This window comes from Euzebya pacifica, assembly GCF_003344865.1.
Classification (GTDB): domain Bacteria; phylum Actinomycetota; class Nitriliruptoria; order Euzebyales; family Euzebyaceae; genus Euzebya; species Euzebya pacifica.
In genome coordinates, this window is the sequence record NZ_CP031165.1 from 4,404,475 (window position 1) to 4,422,586 (window position 18,112).

Genomic DNA, 18,112 nt, shown 5'->3' on the forward strand with positions numbered 1-18,112 from the left:
CGGTTGCCGACCGGCGCTGGCCCCGATGGGGTCAGCGCTGGTCGTACCAGGTGGCCAGCGGGACGTCCGCGCCCAGCCAGTCCACCAGCAGGTGATGGGCGATGGAGACGTCGGGCGGCACGAACGCCCGGCCCTCCTCCATCGCGGTCACGAGCCCCTCGCGCGAGAACCAGTGGGCCTCGGCGATCTCGTCCTCGAGGACCATCTCCGTCGACGTGGCGGTCGCCGTGAACCCCAGCATCAGGCTGGCCGGGAAGGGCCACGGCTGGGAGGAGTGGTAGGCGACGTCGGTGACGGGCACGCCGACCTCCTCCATGATCTCCCGTGCGACGGCGGCCTCGAGGGACTCACCCGGATCGACGAAGCCGGCCAGGACGCTGTACCGCCCGGGTGGCCACATGGGCTGGCGCCCCAGCAGGATTCGGTCGTCGGCGTCGACGACCCGCATGATCACCGCCGGTTCGAGGCGGGGGAACTGCTCGGTGTCCTCGGCGGTGCAGCGGAGCACACGCCCGTCCGCCCGAGGCTCCAACGTGCCCCCGCAACGGCTGCAGAACCGGTGCCGTACCCGCCACTGGCCGAACCCGAGGGCACCGAGCACCACCGAGGGATCCTCGACGGTGACCAGCGCGGCACGCGGGTCCTGGAAGCGGCCGAACAACGCGATGGCCTCGGCGTCGGTGGCCATGTCCAGCACGATCGCCACGGCCCGTCCGGCCAGCACCGGCGCGGTCAACGTGCCCGGGTCGACGCCGTCGGGCAGGCCCCGGCGAATGGCGGCCCGGCCGTCGGTTCGCACCGCCACGACCATCGTCGCCTCGTCGGCGAGGGCATCCAGCGCGGCCGCCGCTGACCCGCCGGGTTCGGCGTGTTCCGAGGCCAGCAAGGCGTCGCCGCCGTCGGCGCCGCTCATCCCTGCGTCACCTCGCCCACCGGCTCACTTGGAGCGTTCGAAGGGCACACCGTCGGCCGCCGGGGCGATGGCGCGGCCGATGGCACCGGCGAGCACGACGATCGTCACGGCGAACGGCAGGGCCTGCAGCGCCTGGGAGGGGATCTCCAGGCCCGTGATGCGCACGACCGAGACGTCCAGGCCGAAGCGGGACAGGTCCAGCAGGCGAAAGTCCTCCAGGCGCACCGACAGGATCTGCAGCCGGGTGCCGAGCGCGGCCGCGAAGCCGAACAGCATGGCGCCGCCGAAGGACTGCCACGGCCGCCACTTGCCGAAGATCAGGGCGGCCAGGGCGATGAAGCCCGTGCCGTTGGTCATGTTGTCCTCGAACGACCCGACGGTCTCCAGGGAGAACCAGGCGCCACCGAGGCCGGCGATGAGGCCACCGATCACGACCGCGAGGTAACGGATGCGGATGGGGTCCACACCGAGGGTCTCGGCCGCGTGTGGGTTCTCGCCGACGGAACGGACGCGCAGCCCGAACGGCGTGCGGAACAGCACCCAGGTGGTCAGGGCGACCAGCGCGAACATCGCGAAGTAGATCGGCTTGCCGCTGAAGACCGGCCCGATGATGGGGATGTCCGACAGCAGCGGGATGTTCCACGTCGGCAGGGTGATGCCGCCGCCGCCCTCGCCGGAGGGGACGATGACCTGCTGGCGCAGGTAGGACGTCACGCCCAGCGCGAGCAGGTTGATGACGACACCGGAGATGATCTGGTCGGTCCTGAACGTCACGCACAGCACGGCGTGGAGGAGGGCCATCAGCCCACCGATGAGCACGGCGATCAGCACCGATGCCCACAGCCAGAACCCACCCTCGGCGCCGCCGAGGACCGCGTAGGCGACGAAGCCACCACCGGCGGCCGCCAGCATCATGCCCTCGATGCCGATGTTGACGACGCCCGATCGCTCGCACCACAGACCGGCGAGGGCACCCAGCGCGATGGGCGTGCCCTGCCGCAGCGACTCGACCAGGATCGGGATCAGGTTCGTCTGCTTCGACGACGTCGAGTAGGCCAGCGACAGGACCAGCAGCAACGGGACGAACGCGGCGGTGGCCACGGCAAGGCCGACACGGGGGATGTTGCCGAGGCGGTGCTCGAAGATCCCGGTGATCCCACCGGCAAGCAACACCATGCCGGCGAGCAGCACCATGCCGGGCGGGTCGAGGGTGATCTGTGGCACGTCCGGCGGGATGCCGAACGTGAAGGTGATGTCGTCGCTGGGCACCCGGCCGGCGAGCTCCATCAGGAGCACACCCAGGATGCTGTAGACCCAGCCGATGACGACGAACCGCGTGCGGCGCGGGTGCACGTTCTGTGCGGCGAGTGCCTGCTGCTCGGGGGCGGGGGCGGGAACGGTGGTGGTGGTCACGGTCAGCCTCCCCACCCAGCGGCCAGCGCGGCACCCTCGCCGCGTTCGCCTCGGATGCGGAACAGGCGCCTGACGATCAGGTCGGCGGCGACGAACAGCAGGATCAGCGCCTGCACGATGCGGACGAGGTCGATGGACAGGTTGGCCTCGAGCTGCATCAGCGGCGCGCCGGAGAGCAGCGCACCCCACAGCAGCGCGGCGGGGATGATCGCCCACGGGTTGGCCCTGGCCAGCAGCGCGATGGCGATGGAGTCGAAGCCGATGTTGCGGAACACACCCGGTTGGATGAACCCGACCGAGCCGGACACCTCCGCGGCACCGGCGAGCCCGGCGAACGCACCCGAGCCGGCCATGGCCAGGATCCAGACCTTCGACACGCTCATGCCGGCGTAGATGGCGGCTGACGGGTTCAGCCCAACGGTCTTGAGCTCGAAGCCCGTGGAGGTCCGTTCCATGACGAACCACATCACGGCGCAGGCCACGATGCCCAGGGCCAGCCCCCAGTGCAGGGAGGAGGCACCGGCGAACGGCATGTGCGGCAGCTTGGCGCTCTCCACGATCTCTCGGGAGTGGGGGACGGACGCCGTCGTGTCCAGCAGGATCACGGGATCACGGCTGAGCACGAGCCACTCCACGAGCCGCAGCGCGATCGTGTTCAGCATGATCGTGACGATGACTTCGTGGGCGCCCGTCTTGGCCTTCAGGAAGCCCGGGAATCCGCCGTACAGCGCCCCGCCGAGCATGCCCATGCCGATGACGACCGGGATGGCCACGATGCTTGGGGCACCGGCCATCCACGACCAGGTCCCGGCCCAGCCGCCGAACAGCGCGCCGATCAGCAGCTGCCCCTCGGCGCCGATGTTGAACAGGCCTGCCTTGAACGCGAACGCCAGGGCAAGCGAGGCGCCGATGAACGGGGTGGCACGTGCCAGCGACGAGGCGATCCGGTCGGGGGAACCAACGGCGCCGCGCAGCAGCGCCCAGTAGGCCTCGACGGGGTTGGCGCCGGTCAGCACCATCACGATGCCGCCGATGACCACCGCGCACAGCAACGCCGCGAGCAGCACGAGGAGGGGACTCAGGGCCATCCACGGGTCGAGGCGGCCGGTGATCGTGTCGGCCGGGACGCCGCCGTCCTCAGTTTCTCGGGGGGTTGTCTTCGGGTCGTCCGGACCGCTCACACCATCTCCTCCACGGCGTCGGGCTGCTCGGGCGGCCCGGGATCCTCGGCTCCGGCCATCAGCGACCCCAACCGGTTGCGGCTTGCTTCGTCGCGGGGCATCTCCGCCACGATCGTCCCGCGGTACAGCACACCGATGTGGTCGGCGAGGGACAGGATCTCGTCCAGCTCGGCGGATACCAGCAGGACCGCACAGCCCTCGTCGCGCTTGGCCACGATCTGGGAGTGGATGAACTCGATCGAGCCGACGTCCAGCCCGCGAGTGGGCTGGGCGACGATCAGCAGCTTCAGCGGGCGGGACAGCTCGCGGGCGACGACGACCTTCTGCTGGTTGCCGCCCGACAGCGTGCTGACGGTGACCTCGGTCCCGGGCGTGCGAACGTCGTAGGCCTCGACGAGGCGTTCGGCCTGCTCGACCATGGGTTCTCGGCGCATCACCCACCCACGCGAGAAGGGCGAGCGGTAGTACCCGTTCAGCACCAGGTTCTCGGTGATGGTGAAGGCGCCGACGACGCCGTGCTTGTTGCGGTCCTCGGGGACATGCCCCACGCCGAGCCGCTCGACCTTGCGCGGTGACATGCCGACGATGTCGGTGCCGTCGATGTGGATGTGGCCGTCGGCGGCGTCACGCATGCCGGCGATGGCCTCGACGAGCTCGCGCTGGCCGTTGCCCTCGACTCCGGCGATGCCGTAGATGACACCGGCCCTCACCCGGAAGCTGCAGTCGGCCACCGTGACGACCTCGCGATCGTCGGTCACACCGAGGCCGGCGACGTCGAGGACGACCGGCCCGGGCTCCGCCGGCCCCTTGGGCACCTGGAAGGACACCGCGCGTCCGACCATCAGCTCGGCGAGCTCGGCGGTGGTGCTCGTGGAGGGGTCGGCGCTGCCGACGACGCGGCCGCGGCGCAGGACGGTGATGCGGTCGGCGACCGCCAGCACCTCCCGCAGCTTGTGGGTGATGAAGACGATGGACTTGCCGTCGTCGACCAGGCTGCGGACGACCTCGAAGAACTCGTCGACCTCGCCCGGCGTCAGCACCGCCGTCGGCTCGTCGAGGATCAGGATGTCGGCGTCGCGGTACAACGCCTTGATCAGCTCGACCCGCTGCTGTGCGCCAACGCTCAGCGATCCGACCAGGGCGTCGGGGTCAACGCCCAGCCCGTAGGCCTGGCTGAGCTCGGTGATCCGCTCGCGAGCCGTGTCGAGGTCCAGCTGGCCACGGCGGCTGGTCTCCACACCGAGGATCACGTTCTCCACGACCGTCAGCACGGGGATCAGCTGGAAGTGCTGGTGCACCATGCCGATGCCCGCAGCGATGGCGTCACGGGAGGAGGCGAACCGCTGGGGTTCACCGTTGACGAGGATCCGTCCCTCGCTCGGCTGGTACAGGCCGAACACGACGTTCATCAGCGTGGACTTGCCCGCGCCGTTCTCGCCCAGCAGGCAATGGATCTCCCCGCGATGGAGCGCGAAGTTCACGTCGGCGTTGGCCACCACACCCGGGAATCGCTTGGTCACTCCCTCGACCTCGAGGACCGGGACCCTCTCGTCCTGCATCACACCTCCGTGTTCGTTGCCAGCAGGCAGCGTAGTCGGTAGCGACGACCTGACACACGCGGGCCCCGCACGTCGCCGTGCGGGGCCCGAGTGACTGGCTGGGTCGCGCGTGCCTACAGGGGCAGGCCCGTGGCCGGGTCGATACCCGTCTCGATGGAGCCGTCGGCCAGGCCCTGACGGACCTCCTCGAGCTGCGCCGCAGCGTCCTCGGGGATGGACGCGTCGTGGAACGGGGCGTAGCTGATGCCGCCGTTGGCCGCGTCCAGGGTGTAGATGCCGCCCTCGAAGGAGCCGGCAAGGGCCTCACCGATCTGGTTGAAGACACCCAGGTCGACGCGCTTCACGGCCGAGGTGGCCAGGAACTCCGAGCCGGGCGAGGAGCCGCCACCGAAGGTGGTGAAGTACTCGTCCTGGTCGACACCGATGCCCCAGGCGCCGGCCTCGGTCGCCGCGGACACGCCGCCGGAACCGGTCTGGCCACCCGCGCCGAAGATCACGTCGGCACCCTCGCCGAGGAACTGCTGGGCCGCCGAGGCGCCCTGGGCAGGGTCGGTGAAGGAGTCGGTGTAGACCTTGAGGACGTTGATGGACTCGTCGATGTAGTGGGCACCGGCCTCGAAGCCGTTGACCAGGCGGACGACCGGCGGGACGACCTCGAGGCCGCCGACGACGCCGATGGTGTTGGACTCGGTCAGCAGACCGGCCATGGCACCGGCCAGGAAGCCGCCCTGGTCCTCGCGGAACAGCACGCCGACGTAGTTGGCGGGGTACTCGGCCTGGAACTGGTCGATGCCGATGAAGTTGACGTCCGGGTTGGCGTTGGCCGCCTCGAGGGTGGCGTCGGCGATCAGGAAGCCGACGGTCACGACGACCTCCGGGTCGGCCTCGAGGGCGGTGGAGATGTTGGTGGCGTAGTCGGCCTCGGACGCGGTCTCGATGGCCTGGGACTCGAAGCCCAGGCAGTCAGCCGCGGCAACCATGCCGTCGTTGGCGAACTGGTTGAACGTGCCGTCGTCGACCTTGCCGATGTCGGTCACGAGGACCACGTTGAAGTCCTCGGGAACCTCGACGCCCTCGTACTGCGCGCAGGAGTCCTCGATGGAGACGCCGCCCTCGGAGGCGTCAGCGGCCTCGTCCTCGGTCGCCTCGTCCTCGGTGGGCTCCTCCTCGGCCATCTCGTCCTCGGTGGGCTCCTCCTCGGCCATCTCGTCCTCGGTGGGCTCTTCCTCCGCCATCTCGTCCTCGGTGGGCTCCTCGTCGGTCGCCGCAGCGGCGTCCTCGGTGGCCTCCTCGTCAGTCGAGTCGTTGGCACAGGCGGCAGTGATCAGGGAAAGGGCCAGCAGCAGGGCGATCAGCCCCATGCGGCGCGCGAGAGCGCTCATGTCGATCCTTTTCGTTCTCGGGCGTCGCAGCGCCCTCGTGTTGGAGAGATGTCGCCGGGAATTCTAGCGACCTCCGATCGCGGTAGTTAACCACGGACCGGTGGCCGGATGTCCCCCTGTCTGGCAGGGTTGGCGGCCATGCCCCAGGACCGTGTGACAGTCGTCGACCACCCGCTTGCCGGCCATCTGCTGGCCGACCTCCGCGACGCCGGGACCGAGCCGGAGCGCTACCGCACCCTGGCGGAGCGGCTGACCTCGGTCCTCGTGCTCGAGGCGACGCGGTCCCTGCCCACGGTGACGGAGACGGTGCAGACCCCGATCACCGCCACGAAGGTCACGCGCATCGGCCGCCACGTCGTCGCGGTCCCCATACTCCGCGCTGGTCTGGGCATGCTCAGCGCCGCGACCGACCTCCTGCCCGACATCGGCGTCGGCTACGTGGGCCTGGAGCGCAACGAGGAGACGCTGCAGCCGACGGAGTACTACTACAAGGCGCCGTCCCTGGACGACGCCAGCGTCCTGCTGCTGGACCCGATGCTGGCCACGGGCGGGTCCGCCGCCTTCGCCGCCAAGCTGCTGCGCGACCGCGGCGCCACCGACCTGACCCTCGTCTGCATCATCGCCGCCCCGGAGGGCATCGAGCGCCTGACCCAGTCCGACCCCAACATCCGCATCGTCACCGCCTGCGTCGACGAGGGCCTCAACGACGTCGGCTACATCGTCCCCGGCCTCGGCGACTTCGGCGACAGGCTCTTCGGCACGTTCTGATTGCACTGCCTGGCTGCGCCGTTGTTGGTTGGTCCTCGCGTTGTTTGTTGGTCCTCGCTTCGCTCGTCTGGTCCTCGGGCTCTGACCCGACGAATCGCTCCCTCGATTCTCGGCCCTCGCTCCGCATCGGGCACTGCGAGCCTCGCTCGCGTTTCGCCGGCGCCCTGCGGCGGTGCGTTGGCACCTCGGTGAGCTGAGCACACGACGATTGGCACCTCGGTGGGCCGAGCACACGACGATTGGCACCTCGGTGGGCCGAGCACACGACGATTGGCACCTCTGTAGGCCGAGCACACGACGGTTGGCACCTCTGTGGGCCGAGCACACGACGGTGTGGGCGTTGCCCCGCTCCAGGTGCTGCTGATCGCACCCACCCTCGGCCGTTGTGTGACATGAACGTCCCGAGGAGGCGGGCATGTCGCACGAGCCCTCACCCCGGGTGCGTTGGACCACCCTCAGAGACGCCCAACGCACACGCCACCCCGACCACCGCAGCCGAACCGAGCACAGACCGCCGCAGGGCGCCGGCGATCCGTGAGCAAGACTCGAAGCCACGAGCTTGCGAGAGGCGAGAATCGGCGCAGCGGATCGCCGGTTACGAGCCCGAGGACCGTCCGAGCGCAGCGAGGCAGTGTGAAAGGACCCGACGAGCGAAGCGAGGACCAACAAACAAGGCGAGGACCAACAAACAACGTGAGGACCATGTCAGAGCCCGCTGAACAGGTCCGTTTCCAGCTCGTCGTCGACTCGGACGTCGCTGCGGACGCGGACGAAGGACTCGGTGCCGTAGAGGGTGGGGATCAGGTCGTCGGGGACGTTGAGGAAGAACGACTCGGGCGAGATCTGGCTGTGGTGGGCCTTCAGGGCGGCCTGCTTGTCCTCGATGTGCTCGCTGACGTCGACGAGGCTGGTGATCAGGTCGTCGTCGGTGCCCATGGGGATCTCCGCCGGGTCGATCTCCTCGCCGAACGGTGAGGGCAGACCGCGGTCCAGGAACATCTGGTTCATCTTGACGATCCCCGACTTGGGGATGGCCGTGTAGTAGGCCTTGGGGGTCCGCCAGACCGGTCCGGCCTCGGGGTACAGGGCCGCCATCGACGCGGCCTCGACGGCCAGCAGCCCGACGCGGTGGGTCTGGATGTGGTCGGGGTGGCCGTAGCCGCCGAACGGGTCGTAGGTCACGAACACCGACGGCTTGAAGCTGCGGATGATCGCGACGACCCGGCCGATGGCCTCGTGCATGTCGGCCTGCCAGAACGACGCCGGGTCCTCGTTGCCCTCGGTCCCCATCATCCCCGAGTCGGCGTACCCCAGGAACTCGTGCTCGGTCACCCCGAGCGCACCCAGCGCGTTGGCGATCTCCCCTCGACGCACCTCGGCGAGGCGCGGGAAGACCTCCGCCGGGTCCATCCCCTCCCCCACCACCTCTCCGCGGGACCCGTCGGTGCAGGTGACGACCTTCACCCGGAACCCGCGGACAACGCTGTGCCGCAGCACGCCCCCGGTGGTGATGACCTCGTCGTCGGGGTGGGCGTGGATCGCGAGCAGGCCGTGCGTGTCGGGCATCGGCCGCAGCCTAGCGCCCATCGTGACGCCATCGAGCCGATCGGACCATCCGGGCCTATCCTCATGGGCAACCCATGCCTCTCGACCGCTACGAACTCATCGACGACCAAGCCGACCTCGCGTCGGCCCTTGACTGGCTTGCCGACCTCGACCCCATCGGGATCGACGTCGAACGCGCCGACTGGAACCGCTACTACCGCGCGGCAGCGCTGGTCCAGATCGGCGGCGACGGACGTGTCGCCCTCCTGGACCCGCTCCGCCTGGACGACTGGTCACCGGTCGCGGCCTTCTGCGCCGAACGCGAGGTCGTCCTGCACGCGCTGGAGAACGACGTGGCGCCCATGCAGGCGCTCGGCGTCGACCCGCCCGTCGTGCACGACACGGCCATCGCCGCTGCCCTGCTCGGCATGCCGACGGGCCTGGAGACCCTCCTCTCGGAGGTCCTCGGCGTGGAGATGGAGTCCGACAAGGCCGCGATGCAGCGCGCCGACTGGGAGAAGCGTCCCCTCACCGAGGAGATGCTGGTCTACGCCGCTGGTGACGTCGCCGACCTTCCCCGCCTGTGGGCGGTCCTGCGCGACAAGCTGGTCGAGGCCGACCGCTGGGAGTGGTACGTCGAGGAGCTCGCCGCCACGATCGACCAGCCAACGGTCGAGGATCGGCGCGACTGGACCCGAACCAAGGGTGTGGGCCGGCTGGACCCGAAGGCGCGCGCCCGGGCGAAGGCGCTGTGGGAGGCCCGTGAGGACCTGGCCAAGGACACCGACACCGCCCCCGGCCGGATCGTCAACGACAAGACGCTGATCGACCTGGCCCAGAAGCCACCCAAGGCCGTCCGCGAGCTGGGTCGACGCGGGGTGCGCCGCCAGGCCGTCCGCACCTTCGGCGAGGACATCGTGACCGCCCTGGATCAGGGTGCGAACGCCGACCCGGTCCCGGTCGACCGCAACGGTCGCCGCTCCACCGACGCCGATCGCGAGCTCGCCGACGAGCTGCGGGTCATCCGCGCGCAGGTCGCCGAGGAGGTCGGGCTGGACGCCGGGCTGCTGTGCCCCAGCCGCTACCTGCTCAAGGCCGTCGTGGCCGACCCCCAGACACCGGCGGAGTTCCGTGAGGCCCTCGGCCTGCGCGACTGGCAGTGGCGCCTGCTGGCTGACCCCTTCCTCGACGCCCTCTTCGAGCCCCCCGAGTCCGAGGACGACCCCCGGCGCGACTGACGCCGGATCCTGGCTGACCCGAGACGGTCTCCGTCAGCCGTCGACCGGCTTGAGGGTGATGTGTGCGAGGTCGGTGGAGGGGTCGACGGTGCCGGTCATGCTGCACTCGACCGCCCCCGACGGCGTCAGCAGCCGCGCCTCCGCCCAGACGCGCATCCCCGACGCCTCCGACATCGAGACCAGGAACGTCGCGACCTCCATCCGGTCCTCTGCGTGGAACAGCATGGTGAACGTGGCGTCCGGCGGGGGGATGAACCCCATCAGCTGATGCGCCGCGCGGTTGGCGGCCACCGTCTCGTCGGTGTTGTCGACGACGAGGAGGGGGGCGTCGGCCAGGTGGAAGCCCGTCCCCGGGGCGCCCGAACGGCCGACGGCGCGTTGGCGGCTGTGCACGACGGCGCGCTCCAGGTCGGTCTCGAGGGCGTCCTTCAGGACGACGTCGTCGGCTCCGGCGACGATGGCGTCCCGGGCCGCGAGGCGATCGCCGGTCACGACCACCAGCGGGATCCGCGGGTGGGCGGTGCGCAGCGACTCGACGGTGCCGATGCCGGTGCTGTCGGGCAGGTTCAGGTCGACCAGCAGGACGTCGGGTGGCGCCAGCATGCGGTCCAGCCCCTCCAGCAGTCCCGCCAACGCGTCGTGGGCCGCCGTCACCTTGACCGCGCTGTCCTCGAGCAGGGCCAGGATGAGCGCGCGATCTCCCGGCTCGTCATCGAGCAGGACCACATCGATGCTGTCCTCGGATCTGGCCATACGACTCCCTTCGGACCGGAACCCCTGTCACCGGTCGAGGTGAAGCATGCCTCGTGTCAGACCCCGACGACCGGCAGGTTGCGGAGCTTGGCCGGGAGGGCGAAGTGCATGTCCTCCTCGATCACGTCGAGGCGTTCGACGACCGCACCGCGGTCCTGCGCCTGCAGCCAGTCGATGACACCGGTCACCAGCTGGTCGGGCGCGCTGGCGCCGGAGGTCAGCCCGATCGTGTCCACGCCCTCGAGCCACGCCGGGTCGATGTGGGTGGCGTCGTCGATCAGGTGGGCAGCCGGGGCGCCGTGGCCCAGGGCCACCTCGACCATCCGCTGGGAGTTGGAGGAGTTCTCGCTGCCGACGACCAGCACGAGGTCGCTGCGCTCGCTGAGCACCTTGGTGGCGTCCTGCCGGTTCTGGGTGGCGTAGCAGATGTCGTCGCCCTTGGGGCCCCGGGCCAGCGGGTACCGCTCCTTGATGGCGGCGATGATGCCGGTGGTCTCGTCGACGCTGAGGGTCGTCTGGCTGACGTAGGCGACCTTGGTGGGGTCGGGCAGGTCCAGCTCGGCGACGTCCTCGGGGGTCTCGACGAGGTTGATGGATTCCGGCGCCTGTCCCATCGTCCCGACGACCTCCTGGTGGCCCTCGTGGCCGATGAGGATGATCGACATCCCCTTCTCGGCGTACTCGCGGGCCTCGAAGTGGACCTTGGTGACCAGCGGACAGGTCGCATCGATCTGGTCCAGGCCACGGGCGGCGGCACGTTCGCGCACCTCCGGTGGGATGCCGTGGGCGGAGAACACGATGACGCCGCCCTCGGGCACCTCGTCCTCGTCCTCGACGAACACCGCGCCGCGGGACTCGAGGTCGGCGACGACGTGGGTGTTGTGCACGATCGCGTGACGCACGTAGACGGGGGCGCCGTAGTGCTCCAGGGCGATGTCGACGATCTCGATGGCCCTGTCGACACCGGCGCAGAACCCGCGCGGGGCGGCCAGCAGGACGGTACGGGGAGAGGTGGCGGTCATCACGGCCAGCCTAGCCACTGCGACACCTGCCCCAACCCCTCCGGTGACCTATGGTGCGCCGGGACATCAACCGATCACGAGAGGACCAACCAGTGGCCAGCTTCATCGCCATGTACACCAAGCCCGAGGACGCCGAGGGCTTCCTCGCGGAGTACAAGGCCGACCACCTTCCCATCTGCGAGAAGTTCCCCAACACCACCCGTCAGTCGCTGACGGTGCTCAAGTCGACCCCCCGCCGCACCGAGCCGGCCTACTTCCTGCTGTTCGAGGCCGAGTGGGCCTCGGAGGCGGAGATGTTCGAGGCCATGAAGGACCCGTCCCTCATGGAGGCCAGCGGCCACGCCATCGGCCTGCTGAAGAAGTACGGCAACGCCGCGGAGATGATGCTCGGCGACAGCGCCTAGCAGGACACAGGAGACCGCTCGCACGCGGCGGCCCGGGCCGGCAGCACGGCCGGGGCCGCCGGCGAACCTACACTCCCCAACCGATGCACATCATCGTTGGAGGTTGCGGGCGCGTTGGCGCCGATCTGGCCGAACGGCTCAGCGACGAGGGCCACGACGTCGTGGTCATCGACGCCAGCGACGAGGCGTTCCGCCGGATCGGCACGACGTTCAACGGCGAGGCCCTGGTCGGTGACATCACCGACAAGGAGGTCCTGTCGCGCGCCGGCGTGGAGCGGGCCGACGCCCTGGCGGCCGTCACGCCGTCGGACAACGCCAACCTGATGGCGGTGCAGATCGCCAAGGAGCTCTTTGACGTCCCCAACACCGTTGCGCGCCTGTTCAACCCACAGCGGGAACCGTCCTATCGCAAGATGGGCATCCGCTACGTGCCCGAGACCTCGATGATCGTCTCGGCCATCCGCAACGACCTCGAACCCGAGTCCTTCCCCGTGCACCTGTCGCGGGCCGAGGACGACGTCTCGCTGGTCGAGGTGCTCATCGGTGACCACGGGCGGGGCGTCTCGGTTGCCGAGGTCGAACGCGACGGCGACGCCCGGGTGGCCAAGCTGCAGCGCGGCGTGCGCATGCAGATCCCCCGGCTCGACGACCGCTTCCGCGAGGGGGACCTCGTCGTCTGCGCCGTCCGGCGCAGCGGTGAACGCCGGTTGCGCCACCTGCTGCTGGGGAGGGACTGATGTACGCCGTCATCGCGGGTGGCGGCAAGGTCGGGCGCGCCATCGCCGGCGACCTGCTGGCCGAGGGCAACGAGGTCGCGGTCATCGAGATGATCCCCGAGCGGCTCGAGGCGCTGCAGCAGCGCCACGACCTGCTGGTCATCGCCGGTGATGCCACCGACGTGCGCTACCTCGAGCAGACCCGCCTGCAGCGCGCCGACGTGTTCGTGGCGACCACCCGCACCGACGACGTCAACTACGTCGCCTGCCAGCTGGCCAAGATCTCCTTCGACGTGCCCCGGGTGCTGAGCCGTGTGAACTCCCCCCGCAACGAGGCCCTGTTCCAGACCATGGGCATCGAGGCGGTGTCGACCACGACGTTGATCTCCCGCCTGATCCGCGAGCAGGCCACGGTGGGCGAGCTGATCCACCTCTACACCCTGCGCGCCGGGCAGGTGAACCTCGTGGAGATCGACGTGCCCCACGACTTCCCGGGCTACAAGCGCAACGTCAGCGAGCTGACCCTGCCGATGGAGTCGGTGCTGGTCTGCGTGTTCCGTGGCGAAGCCACCCTGATCCCCCGCGGTGACACCCGCCTGGCGGCCGGCGATCAGGTCATCGCCCTGACGACGCCGGACCTGGAGGACGCGCTGCGCGCATCGATCCTGGATCCCACGGCCCCATGAGCACCCCTCCTCCGGGCAAGCGCCGGCTGCGCGACGTCGTCGACGAGCACCCCTTCCAGGGTGGCCTGACCGGCATCCTCCTGGTGGCCCTCGCCACGCTCGCGATGGCCGTCGCCGCCGCGGGCCTGGTCGGCCTGATGCTGCTGATCGCCGGCTGACCCCGTGCTGATCAGGCCCGACGCCGGTGACTTCCGGCTGATCCTGCTCTACACCTCACGCGTGGTGTACGGGGTGGGCCTCGCCATGCTCGTGCCGGCGGCCGTGGCCGTTGCCTTCGGGGAACGCATGGACGCGTGGAGCTTCGTGCTCGCCGCCTCCCTGGCGATCGGCATCGGGCGCCTCTCGGAGATGTTCCTGCAGACCAGGCGACCGCTGAACACCTCCCATGCGCTGGCATCCGTGGCGTCCTCCTGGCTGGTGGTGCCGCTCTTCGGTGCCCTGCCCCTGGTCCTCAGCGGGCACTACGTCAGCTACCTGGATGCCTACTTCGAGGCGATGTCGGGGTTCGCCACCATCGGGTTGACGCTGGCCAACGACCTGGACCACATGTCCCGTAGCGTCAACCTGTGGCGCCACCTCATGCAGTTCATCGGCGGCCAGGGCATCGTCGTCATCGTCCTGACGGCGTTCTCCTCCGGCGCGGCACGCCTCGGGACGCTGTACTCCGGCGAGGGGCGCGAGGACGTCATCCTGCCCAACATCGTGCGGACGGCGCGGTTCATCTGGCGGGTCGCGCTGGTCTACGGCGTCATCGGCACCGGGGTGCTGTGGGCGGCGCTCATCGCGGCCGGGCTCGGGGTCGGCGAGGGCCTCTACCACGGCGTCAACCTGTTCATGGCGGCCTTCGACACCGGCGGGTTCTCCACCCAGTCCTCCAGCGTCGCCTTCTACCGCTCGCAGCTCGTCGAGACGGTGCTGCTGGTCATCATGACCGCCGGGGCCTTCAGCTTCGCCCTGCACTACCAGCTGTGGCAGGGACGACGCCGGGAGCTGCTGGCCAACACCGAGACCCGCACCGTCTTCCTGTCCACGCTGCTGCTCCTGGCGATCGCCGCCCTCGGACTGGCCCGCACCGAGACCTTCACCGGGTTCTTCGAGCTGTACCGGCACACGCTGTTCCAGGTCGTCAGCGCCCACACGACGACGGGGCTCGCCACCGTGCCCGGCCGCCTGTTCGTCACCGACTGGGGTGCGTTGGCACCGGCCTCGATCGTGGCGGCGATGGCCATCGGGGGCATGGCCGGTTCCACGGCTGGCGGCATCAAGGGCATCCGCCTCGGCGTGGTGCTCAAGGGCCTCAAGGCCGACGTCCGCCGGGTGCTGCTGCCCGAGAACGCCGTCGTCATGGAGACCTATCACGCCGGGGTGCGCAAGATCGTCCAGGGCCCGCAGGTCCGCGACGCCGCGCTCCTGCTGCTGCTCTGGCTCGGCCTGTACCTCGTCGGCGCGCTCGTCGGGTTGTTCTACGGCTACCCGCTGGAGCTCAGCCTGTTCGAGTCCACCGCCGCTGCGTCCTCGGGGGGCCTCAGCATCGGCATCGTCAGGCCCGACCTGGAGACCCCCCTCAAGCTGGTCTACATCGCCCAGATGGTGGTGGGCCGCCTCGAGTTCATCGCCGTCTTCGCCCTGATCGGCTACGCCGTGTCCGTCGTCAGGGGCAAGGTGTGAACGAGGAGTACCGCCCGACACCCCGCCGCGAGGTTGCGCTGTGGGTGCTCGTCGCGCTCGCGGCCGTCGCGGCGATGGTCGGCCTCGGGGAGGCGCTGCGACACGACCACCCGGCCGCGGGTGTGCAGACACCGGAGCTGACCGAGGAGATCGACCCGCTGCGCGAGGACGTGCCGTGCGAGCTGCCGGCCGGTCGCGAGGGCGCGGACCGTCCGGTCGTCGTGGCCGCCCCCGAGCTTCCCCAGCTGGTCAACTCCAACGAGCTGTACGACTGCCCGGCCACGTGGGACGGTCGTCGCGTCCGGTACGTCGGCGAGGTCGTCGGCGCGGTCCTGGAGCGTCGTGACGGCGCCTGGGTGCAGCTCAACGACGACGTCTACGCCGACGGCGTGGGACCGCTGCCCACCCACCGGGACTTCCGCGGCGGCAACGCCGGCATCGGTGTCCGCATGACCCGCGACCAGGCCGCCCGCATCGACAACGTGGGCGGTGCCACCCAACGTGGCGACCTGGTCGAGGTGGTCGCGGAGTTCCGCCGCGTCGATCCCGAGACCGCGGAGGTGGCGATCCTGCACGTGGAGACGATGCGGATCCTGCGACGCGGTGAACCCTTCGACGTTCCCGACGCCCCGGCCCGACCGGCCGTGGCCCTCGTGGCGGCCCTCGGGGCGCTGACGATCGTGGTGATCGAGCGACGCCGGCGCGAGCGGTGACGCTCACCCTCAGACCCGACCTCGGCGACCTCGCCACGATCGCACAGCTGGTCGCCCGGGTGGTGGCGGTCGTCTCCCTCGCCATGCTGCTCCCGGCGCTGTTCGGCCTGGTCAACGGCGAACGCGACGCTGCCGCCGTCATGGTGTTCGGCGCCGCGCTCGGCCTGCTGCTCAGCGGGATCGCCGAGCTGCTGCTGCCTGCGGTGGACGACGTCAGCTGGGGCGAGGGCATGGTCGCCGCTGGCCTGTCGTGGCTCGTTGCGCCGTTGGTGTGCGCGCTGCCGCTGTACGCCTCCGGGTACTTCCCGACCTTCCTGCACGCCTACTTCGACGCCATGTCGGCGCTGACGTGCGCCGGCCTGTCGGTCCTCAACGACCTCGACCACCTGCCCGACGCGCTGAACCTGTGGCGCCACCTGATGCAGTTCCTGGGCGGCCAGGGGATCATCCTCGTCGTGCTGACCTTCTTCGCCGGGGGCGGTGGCGCGGTCGGCATGTACGCCGGTGAGGCCCGTGAGGACAAGATCCTGCCCAACGTCCGTCGGACGGCCCGGTTCATCTGGCGCGCCTCGCTGGTCTACTTCGTCATCGGCGGGTCGGCGCTGACGCTGGCGCTGATCGCCGACGGCATGGCGCCGGGGTCGGCCGCCTTCCACGCCACCAACTTGTTCTTCGCCGCGTTCGACACCGGCGGGTTCGCACCCCGGTCCAGCTCGGTCGGCTACTACCACTCCGCCGCGGTCGAGGGAGTGCTGATCGTCCTCATGGTGGCCGGCGCGCTCAGCTTCGCCCTGCACTATCGCCTGTGGCAGGGCGACGCCCGGGAGATGCGACGCAACCTGGAGACCAGGGTGCTGGCCATCAGCTTCACGCTGCTCTCGACGATGATGTTCGCCGGCCTCGTCACCGAGCTCGTCCACGAGGACTTCGTGGCCACCCTCCGGCGTGGGCTGTTCCAGATGGTCAGCGCCCACAGCGGCGCCGGGTTCGCGTCCGTGCCCGGGACGCTGTTCTCCAGCGCCTGGGGCGTCCTGGCACCCGGCGCGCTGATCCTCGCCATGACCATCGGTGGGATGTCGGGGTCGACCACCGGGGGCATCAAGGCCATCCGCCTGGGGCTGGTCGGCAAGCAGCTGGCCCGGGTCGCCCGGCAGGTCGCCCTGCCCCGCGACGCCGTCGTGGTCAGCCGCTACCACCACCTGACCACCCACGTCCTCAACCCGGACGTCGCCCGGGCCGCCACGATGGTGCTGCTGCTGTTCGGGGCGCTCTACCTCTCGGGTACCGCCGTCGGCCTGTTCTACGGCTACCCGCTGGAGGAGTCGCTGTTCGAGTCCACGTCGGCGGCCGCCGGGGTGGGCCTGAGCGTCGGCATCACGTCGCCGACGATGCCGGCCCCGCTGATGGCCACCTACGTCGGGCAGATGTACCTGGGCCGGCTGGAGTTCATCTCCGCGCTCGCGCTGATGGGCTACGTGCACTCGATGCTGCGGGGCAGGCGATGACCCGCGTCCCGACCCGCCTGCAGGGGCTGGTGATCCTGCTGGCCTGCCTCGCCGCCGCGGGGGGCCTTGCCATCGCGGCGGGGGCGGTCCGACCCTCGCCGGGGGACCCGCTGCTGCGAGGAGGCGGTGTCGCCGCCCGGACCTGCGCATCGGCGGTGGCGCTGGTCGAGCCGGTGCCGGTGTCCAGCGGCACGCTGCACGGCTGCCCCGAACGGTTCGACGGACGTCGGGTCGTCGTCGTGGGCGAGGCGGTGGGCGACCTGCTGGGCCGTGGCGATCGTCGCTGGGTCCAGGTCAACGACGACGCCTATGCGACGGCCGGGCCCCTGTCGGCACATGGCCGACCGCTCGGGACCAACAGCGGCGTGGCCGTCCTGTTGCCTGCTGGGCGCAACCCCTCCGTGCTGGGCGGCCCGGACCGCTGGGGCGACCTGGTCGAGGTCGTCGGCATCTTCCACACGACCGCCGCGGAGGACCAGGGCGGTCCGGCGGTGATCGCAGAGGAGATGACGGTGCTCGAGCGCGGCCGGACGGTGGCCGAGCTGCCGCTGGGGACGCTGCCGGTCGCGACCGGCACGCTCCTGGTCGCCGCGGGCGGGGTGTGGGGCCTGATCGGCCGTCGTCGTTGGCAGCTCCGCTACTGACC

18 protein-coding genes are annotated in these 18,112 nt (G+C 70.3%); 10 read left to right on the plus strand and 8 right to left on the minus strand.

What is annotated here, in order from left to right:
• Window positions 1-31: 31 nt before the first annotated feature.
• From nudC to DVS28_RS18910, 5 genes are all read right to left on the minus strand, one after another.
• The gene (gene nudC, locus DVS28_RS18890; RefSeq protein WP_174236213.1) at window positions 32-913 is read right to left on the minus strand and encodes an NAD(+) diphosphatase; all 882 of its coding nucleotides are present in this window, start codon (window positions 911-913) and stop codon (window positions 32-34) included.
• A 24-nt stretch (window positions 914-937) separates the two neighbouring features.
• Window positions 938-2,326 (minus strand): ABC transporter permease, encoded by a 1,389-nt coding sequence (locus DVS28_RS18895; RefSeq protein WP_216826147.1) that lies wholly within the window; start codon window positions 2,324-2,326, stop codon window positions 938-940.
• A 2-nt stretch (window positions 2,327-2,328) separates the two neighbouring features.
• Window positions 2,329-3,507, minus strand: coding sequence for an ABC transporter permease (locus DVS28_RS18900; protein ID WP_216826148.1), 1,179 nt, complete (start codon window positions 3,505-3,507; stop codon window positions 2,329-2,331).
• A complete protein-coding gene (locus tag DVS28_RS18905; protein ID WP_174236214.1) occupies window positions 3,504-5,066 on the minus strand; it encodes an ABC transporter ATP-binding protein in 1,563 nt (520 codons plus the stop codon). Before DVS28_RS18905 ends, DVS28_RS18900 begins: the two co-directional genes overlap by 4 nt.
• A gap of 113 nt (window positions 5,067-5,179) precedes the next feature.
• Complete coding sequence (locus DVS28_RS18910; RefSeq protein ID WP_164710758.1) at window positions 5,180-6,448, minus strand: BMP family lipoprotein; 1,269 nt, start codon at window positions 6,446-6,448, stop codon at window positions 5,180-5,182.
• A gap of 138 nt (window positions 6,449-6,586) precedes the next feature.
• Here DVS28_RS18910 and upp point away from each other — a divergent pair, with 138 nt between their 5' ends.
• Entirely contained in the window at window positions 6,587-7,216 is a 630-nt protein-coding gene (upp, locus tag DVS28_RS18915; protein WP_114592853.1) for a uracil phosphoribosyltransferase, read from the plus strand.
• A gap of 705 nt (window positions 7,217-7,921) precedes the next feature.
• On the opposite strand, the gene mshB is transcribed toward upp, so the two are convergent.
• Window positions 7,922-8,782: an N-acetyl-1-D-myo-inositol-2-amino-2-deoxy-alpha-D-glucopyranoside deacetylase gene (mshB, locus tag DVS28_RS18920; RefSeq protein WP_164710759.1), complete on the minus strand. Its 861-nt coding sequence runs from the start codon at window positions 8,780-8,782 to the stop codon at window positions 7,922-7,924.
• Between the two features lie 74 nt (window positions 8,783-8,856).
• Here mshB and DVS28_RS18925 point away from each other — a divergent pair, with 74 nt between their 5' ends.
• Window positions 8,857-9,999: a ribonuclease D gene (locus tag DVS28_RS18925; RefSeq protein WP_114592855.1), complete on the plus strand. Its 1,143-nt coding sequence runs from the start codon at window positions 8,857-8,859 to the stop codon at window positions 9,997-9,999.
• 33 nt (window positions 10,000-10,032) lie between these two features.
• On the opposite strand, the gene DVS28_RS18930 is transcribed toward DVS28_RS18925, so the two are convergent.
• A complete protein-coding gene (locus DVS28_RS18930; protein ID WP_114592856.1) occupies window positions 10,033-10,752 on the minus strand; it encodes a response regulator in 720 nt (239 codons plus the stop codon).
• 56 nt (window positions 10,753-10,808) lie between these two features.
• Window positions 10,809-11,774 (minus strand): 4-hydroxy-3-methylbut-2-enyl diphosphate reductase, encoded by a 966-nt coding sequence (locus tag DVS28_RS18935; RefSeq protein WP_114592857.1) that lies wholly within the window; start codon window positions 11,772-11,774, stop codon window positions 10,809-10,811.
• 92 nt (window positions 11,775-11,866) lie between these two features.
• Here DVS28_RS18935 and DVS28_RS28595 point away from each other — a divergent pair, with 92 nt between their 5' ends.
• The 8 genes from DVS28_RS28595 (at window position 11,867) to DVS28_RS18965 (ending at window position 18,110) form a co-directional block, all read left to right on the plus strand.
• A complete protein-coding gene (locus DVS28_RS28595; RefSeq protein ID WP_164710760.1) occupies window positions 11,867-12,178 on the plus strand; it encodes a hypothetical protein in 312 nt (103 codons plus the stop codon).
• Between the two features lie 83 nt (window positions 12,179-12,261).
• The gene (locus tag DVS28_RS28600; RefSeq protein ID WP_164710761.1) at window positions 12,262-12,915 is read left to right on the plus strand and encodes an NAD-binding protein; all 654 of its coding nucleotides are present in this window, start codon (window positions 12,262-12,264) and stop codon (window positions 12,913-12,915) included.
• On the plus strand, window positions 12,915-13,580 hold the full coding sequence (locus DVS28_RS18945; RefSeq protein ID WP_114592858.1) for a potassium channel family protein: 666 nt from the start codon (window positions 12,915-12,917) through the stop codon (window positions 13,578-13,580). Before DVS28_RS28600 ends, DVS28_RS18945 begins: the two co-directional genes overlap by 1 nt.
• Entirely contained in the window at window positions 13,577-13,738 is a 162-nt protein-coding gene (locus DVS28_RS28605) for a hypothetical protein (protein ID WP_164710762.1), read from the plus strand. Before DVS28_RS18945 ends, DVS28_RS28605 begins: the two co-directional genes overlap by 4 nt.
• 4 nt (window positions 13,739-13,742) lie before the next feature.
• Window positions 13,743-15,248: a TrkH family potassium uptake protein gene (locus DVS28_RS18950; protein WP_114592859.1), complete on the plus strand. Its 1,506-nt coding sequence runs from the start codon at window positions 13,743-13,745 to the stop codon at window positions 15,246-15,248.
• Window positions 15,245-15,961 (plus strand): hypothetical protein, encoded by a 717-nt coding sequence (locus tag DVS28_RS18955; protein WP_114592860.1) that lies wholly within the window; start codon window positions 15,245-15,247, stop codon window positions 15,959-15,961. Before DVS28_RS18950 ends, DVS28_RS18955 begins: the two co-directional genes overlap by 4 nt.
• A complete protein-coding gene (locus tag DVS28_RS18960) occupies window positions 15,958-17,466 on the plus strand; it encodes a TrkH family potassium uptake protein (protein WP_114592861.1) in 1,509 nt (502 codons plus the stop codon). The genes DVS28_RS18955 and DVS28_RS18960 overlap by 4 nt, the downstream gene beginning before the upstream one ends.
• Window positions 17,463-18,110: a hypothetical protein gene (locus tag DVS28_RS18965; RefSeq protein ID WP_114592862.1), complete on the plus strand. Its 648-nt coding sequence runs from the start codon at window positions 17,463-17,465 to the stop codon at window positions 18,108-18,110. The genes DVS28_RS18960 and DVS28_RS18965 overlap by 4 nt, the downstream gene beginning before the upstream one ends.
• Window positions 18,111-18,112 lie beyond the last annotated feature (2 nt).

Coding starts and splice junctions, on each gene's coding strand:
- nudC (WP_174236213.1), bottom strand. CDS start 913: ATGAGCGGCGCCGACGGCGGCGACGCCTTGCTGGCCTCGGAACACGCC.
- DVS28_RS18905 (WP_174236214.1), bottom strand. CDS start 5,066: ATGCAGGACGAGAGGGTCCCGGTCCTCGAGGTCGAGGGAGTGACCAAG.
- DVS28_RS18910 (WP_164710758.1), bottom strand. CDS start 6,448: ATGAGCGCTCTCGCGCGCCGCATGGGGCTGATCGCCCTGCTGCTGGCC.
- upp (WP_114592853.1), top strand. CDS start 6,587: ATGCCCCAGGACCGTGTGACAGTCGTCGACCACCCGCTTGCCGGCCAT.
- mshB (WP_164710759.1), bottom strand. CDS start 8,782: ATGCCCGACACGCACGGCCTGCTCGCGATCCACGCCCACCCCGACGAC.
- DVS28_RS18925 (WP_114592855.1), top strand. CDS start 8,857: ATGCCTCTCGACCGCTACGAACTCATCGACGACCAAGCCGACCTCGCG.
- DVS28_RS18930 (WP_114592856.1), bottom strand. CDS start 10,752: ATGGCCAGATCCGAGGACAGCATCGATGTGGTCCTGCTCGATGACGAG.
- DVS28_RS18935 (WP_114592857.1), bottom strand. CDS start 11,774: ATGACCGCCACCTCTCCCCGTACCGTCCTGCTGGCCGCCCCGCGCGGG.
- DVS28_RS28600 (WP_164710761.1), top strand. CDS start 12,262: ATGCACATCATCGTTGGAGGTTGCGGGCGCGTTGGCGCCGATCTGGCC.
- DVS28_RS18945 (WP_114592858.1), top strand. CDS start 12,915: ATGTACGCCGTCATCGCGGGTGGCGGCAAGGTCGGGCGCGCCATCGCC.
- DVS28_RS28605 (WP_164710762.1), top strand. CDS start 13,577: ATGAGCACCCCTCCTCCGGGCAAGCGCCGGCTGCGCGACGTCGTCGAC.
- DVS28_RS18965 (WP_114592862.1), top strand. CDS start 17,463: ATGACCCGCGTCCCGACCCGCCTGCAGGGGCTGGTGATCCTGCTGGCC.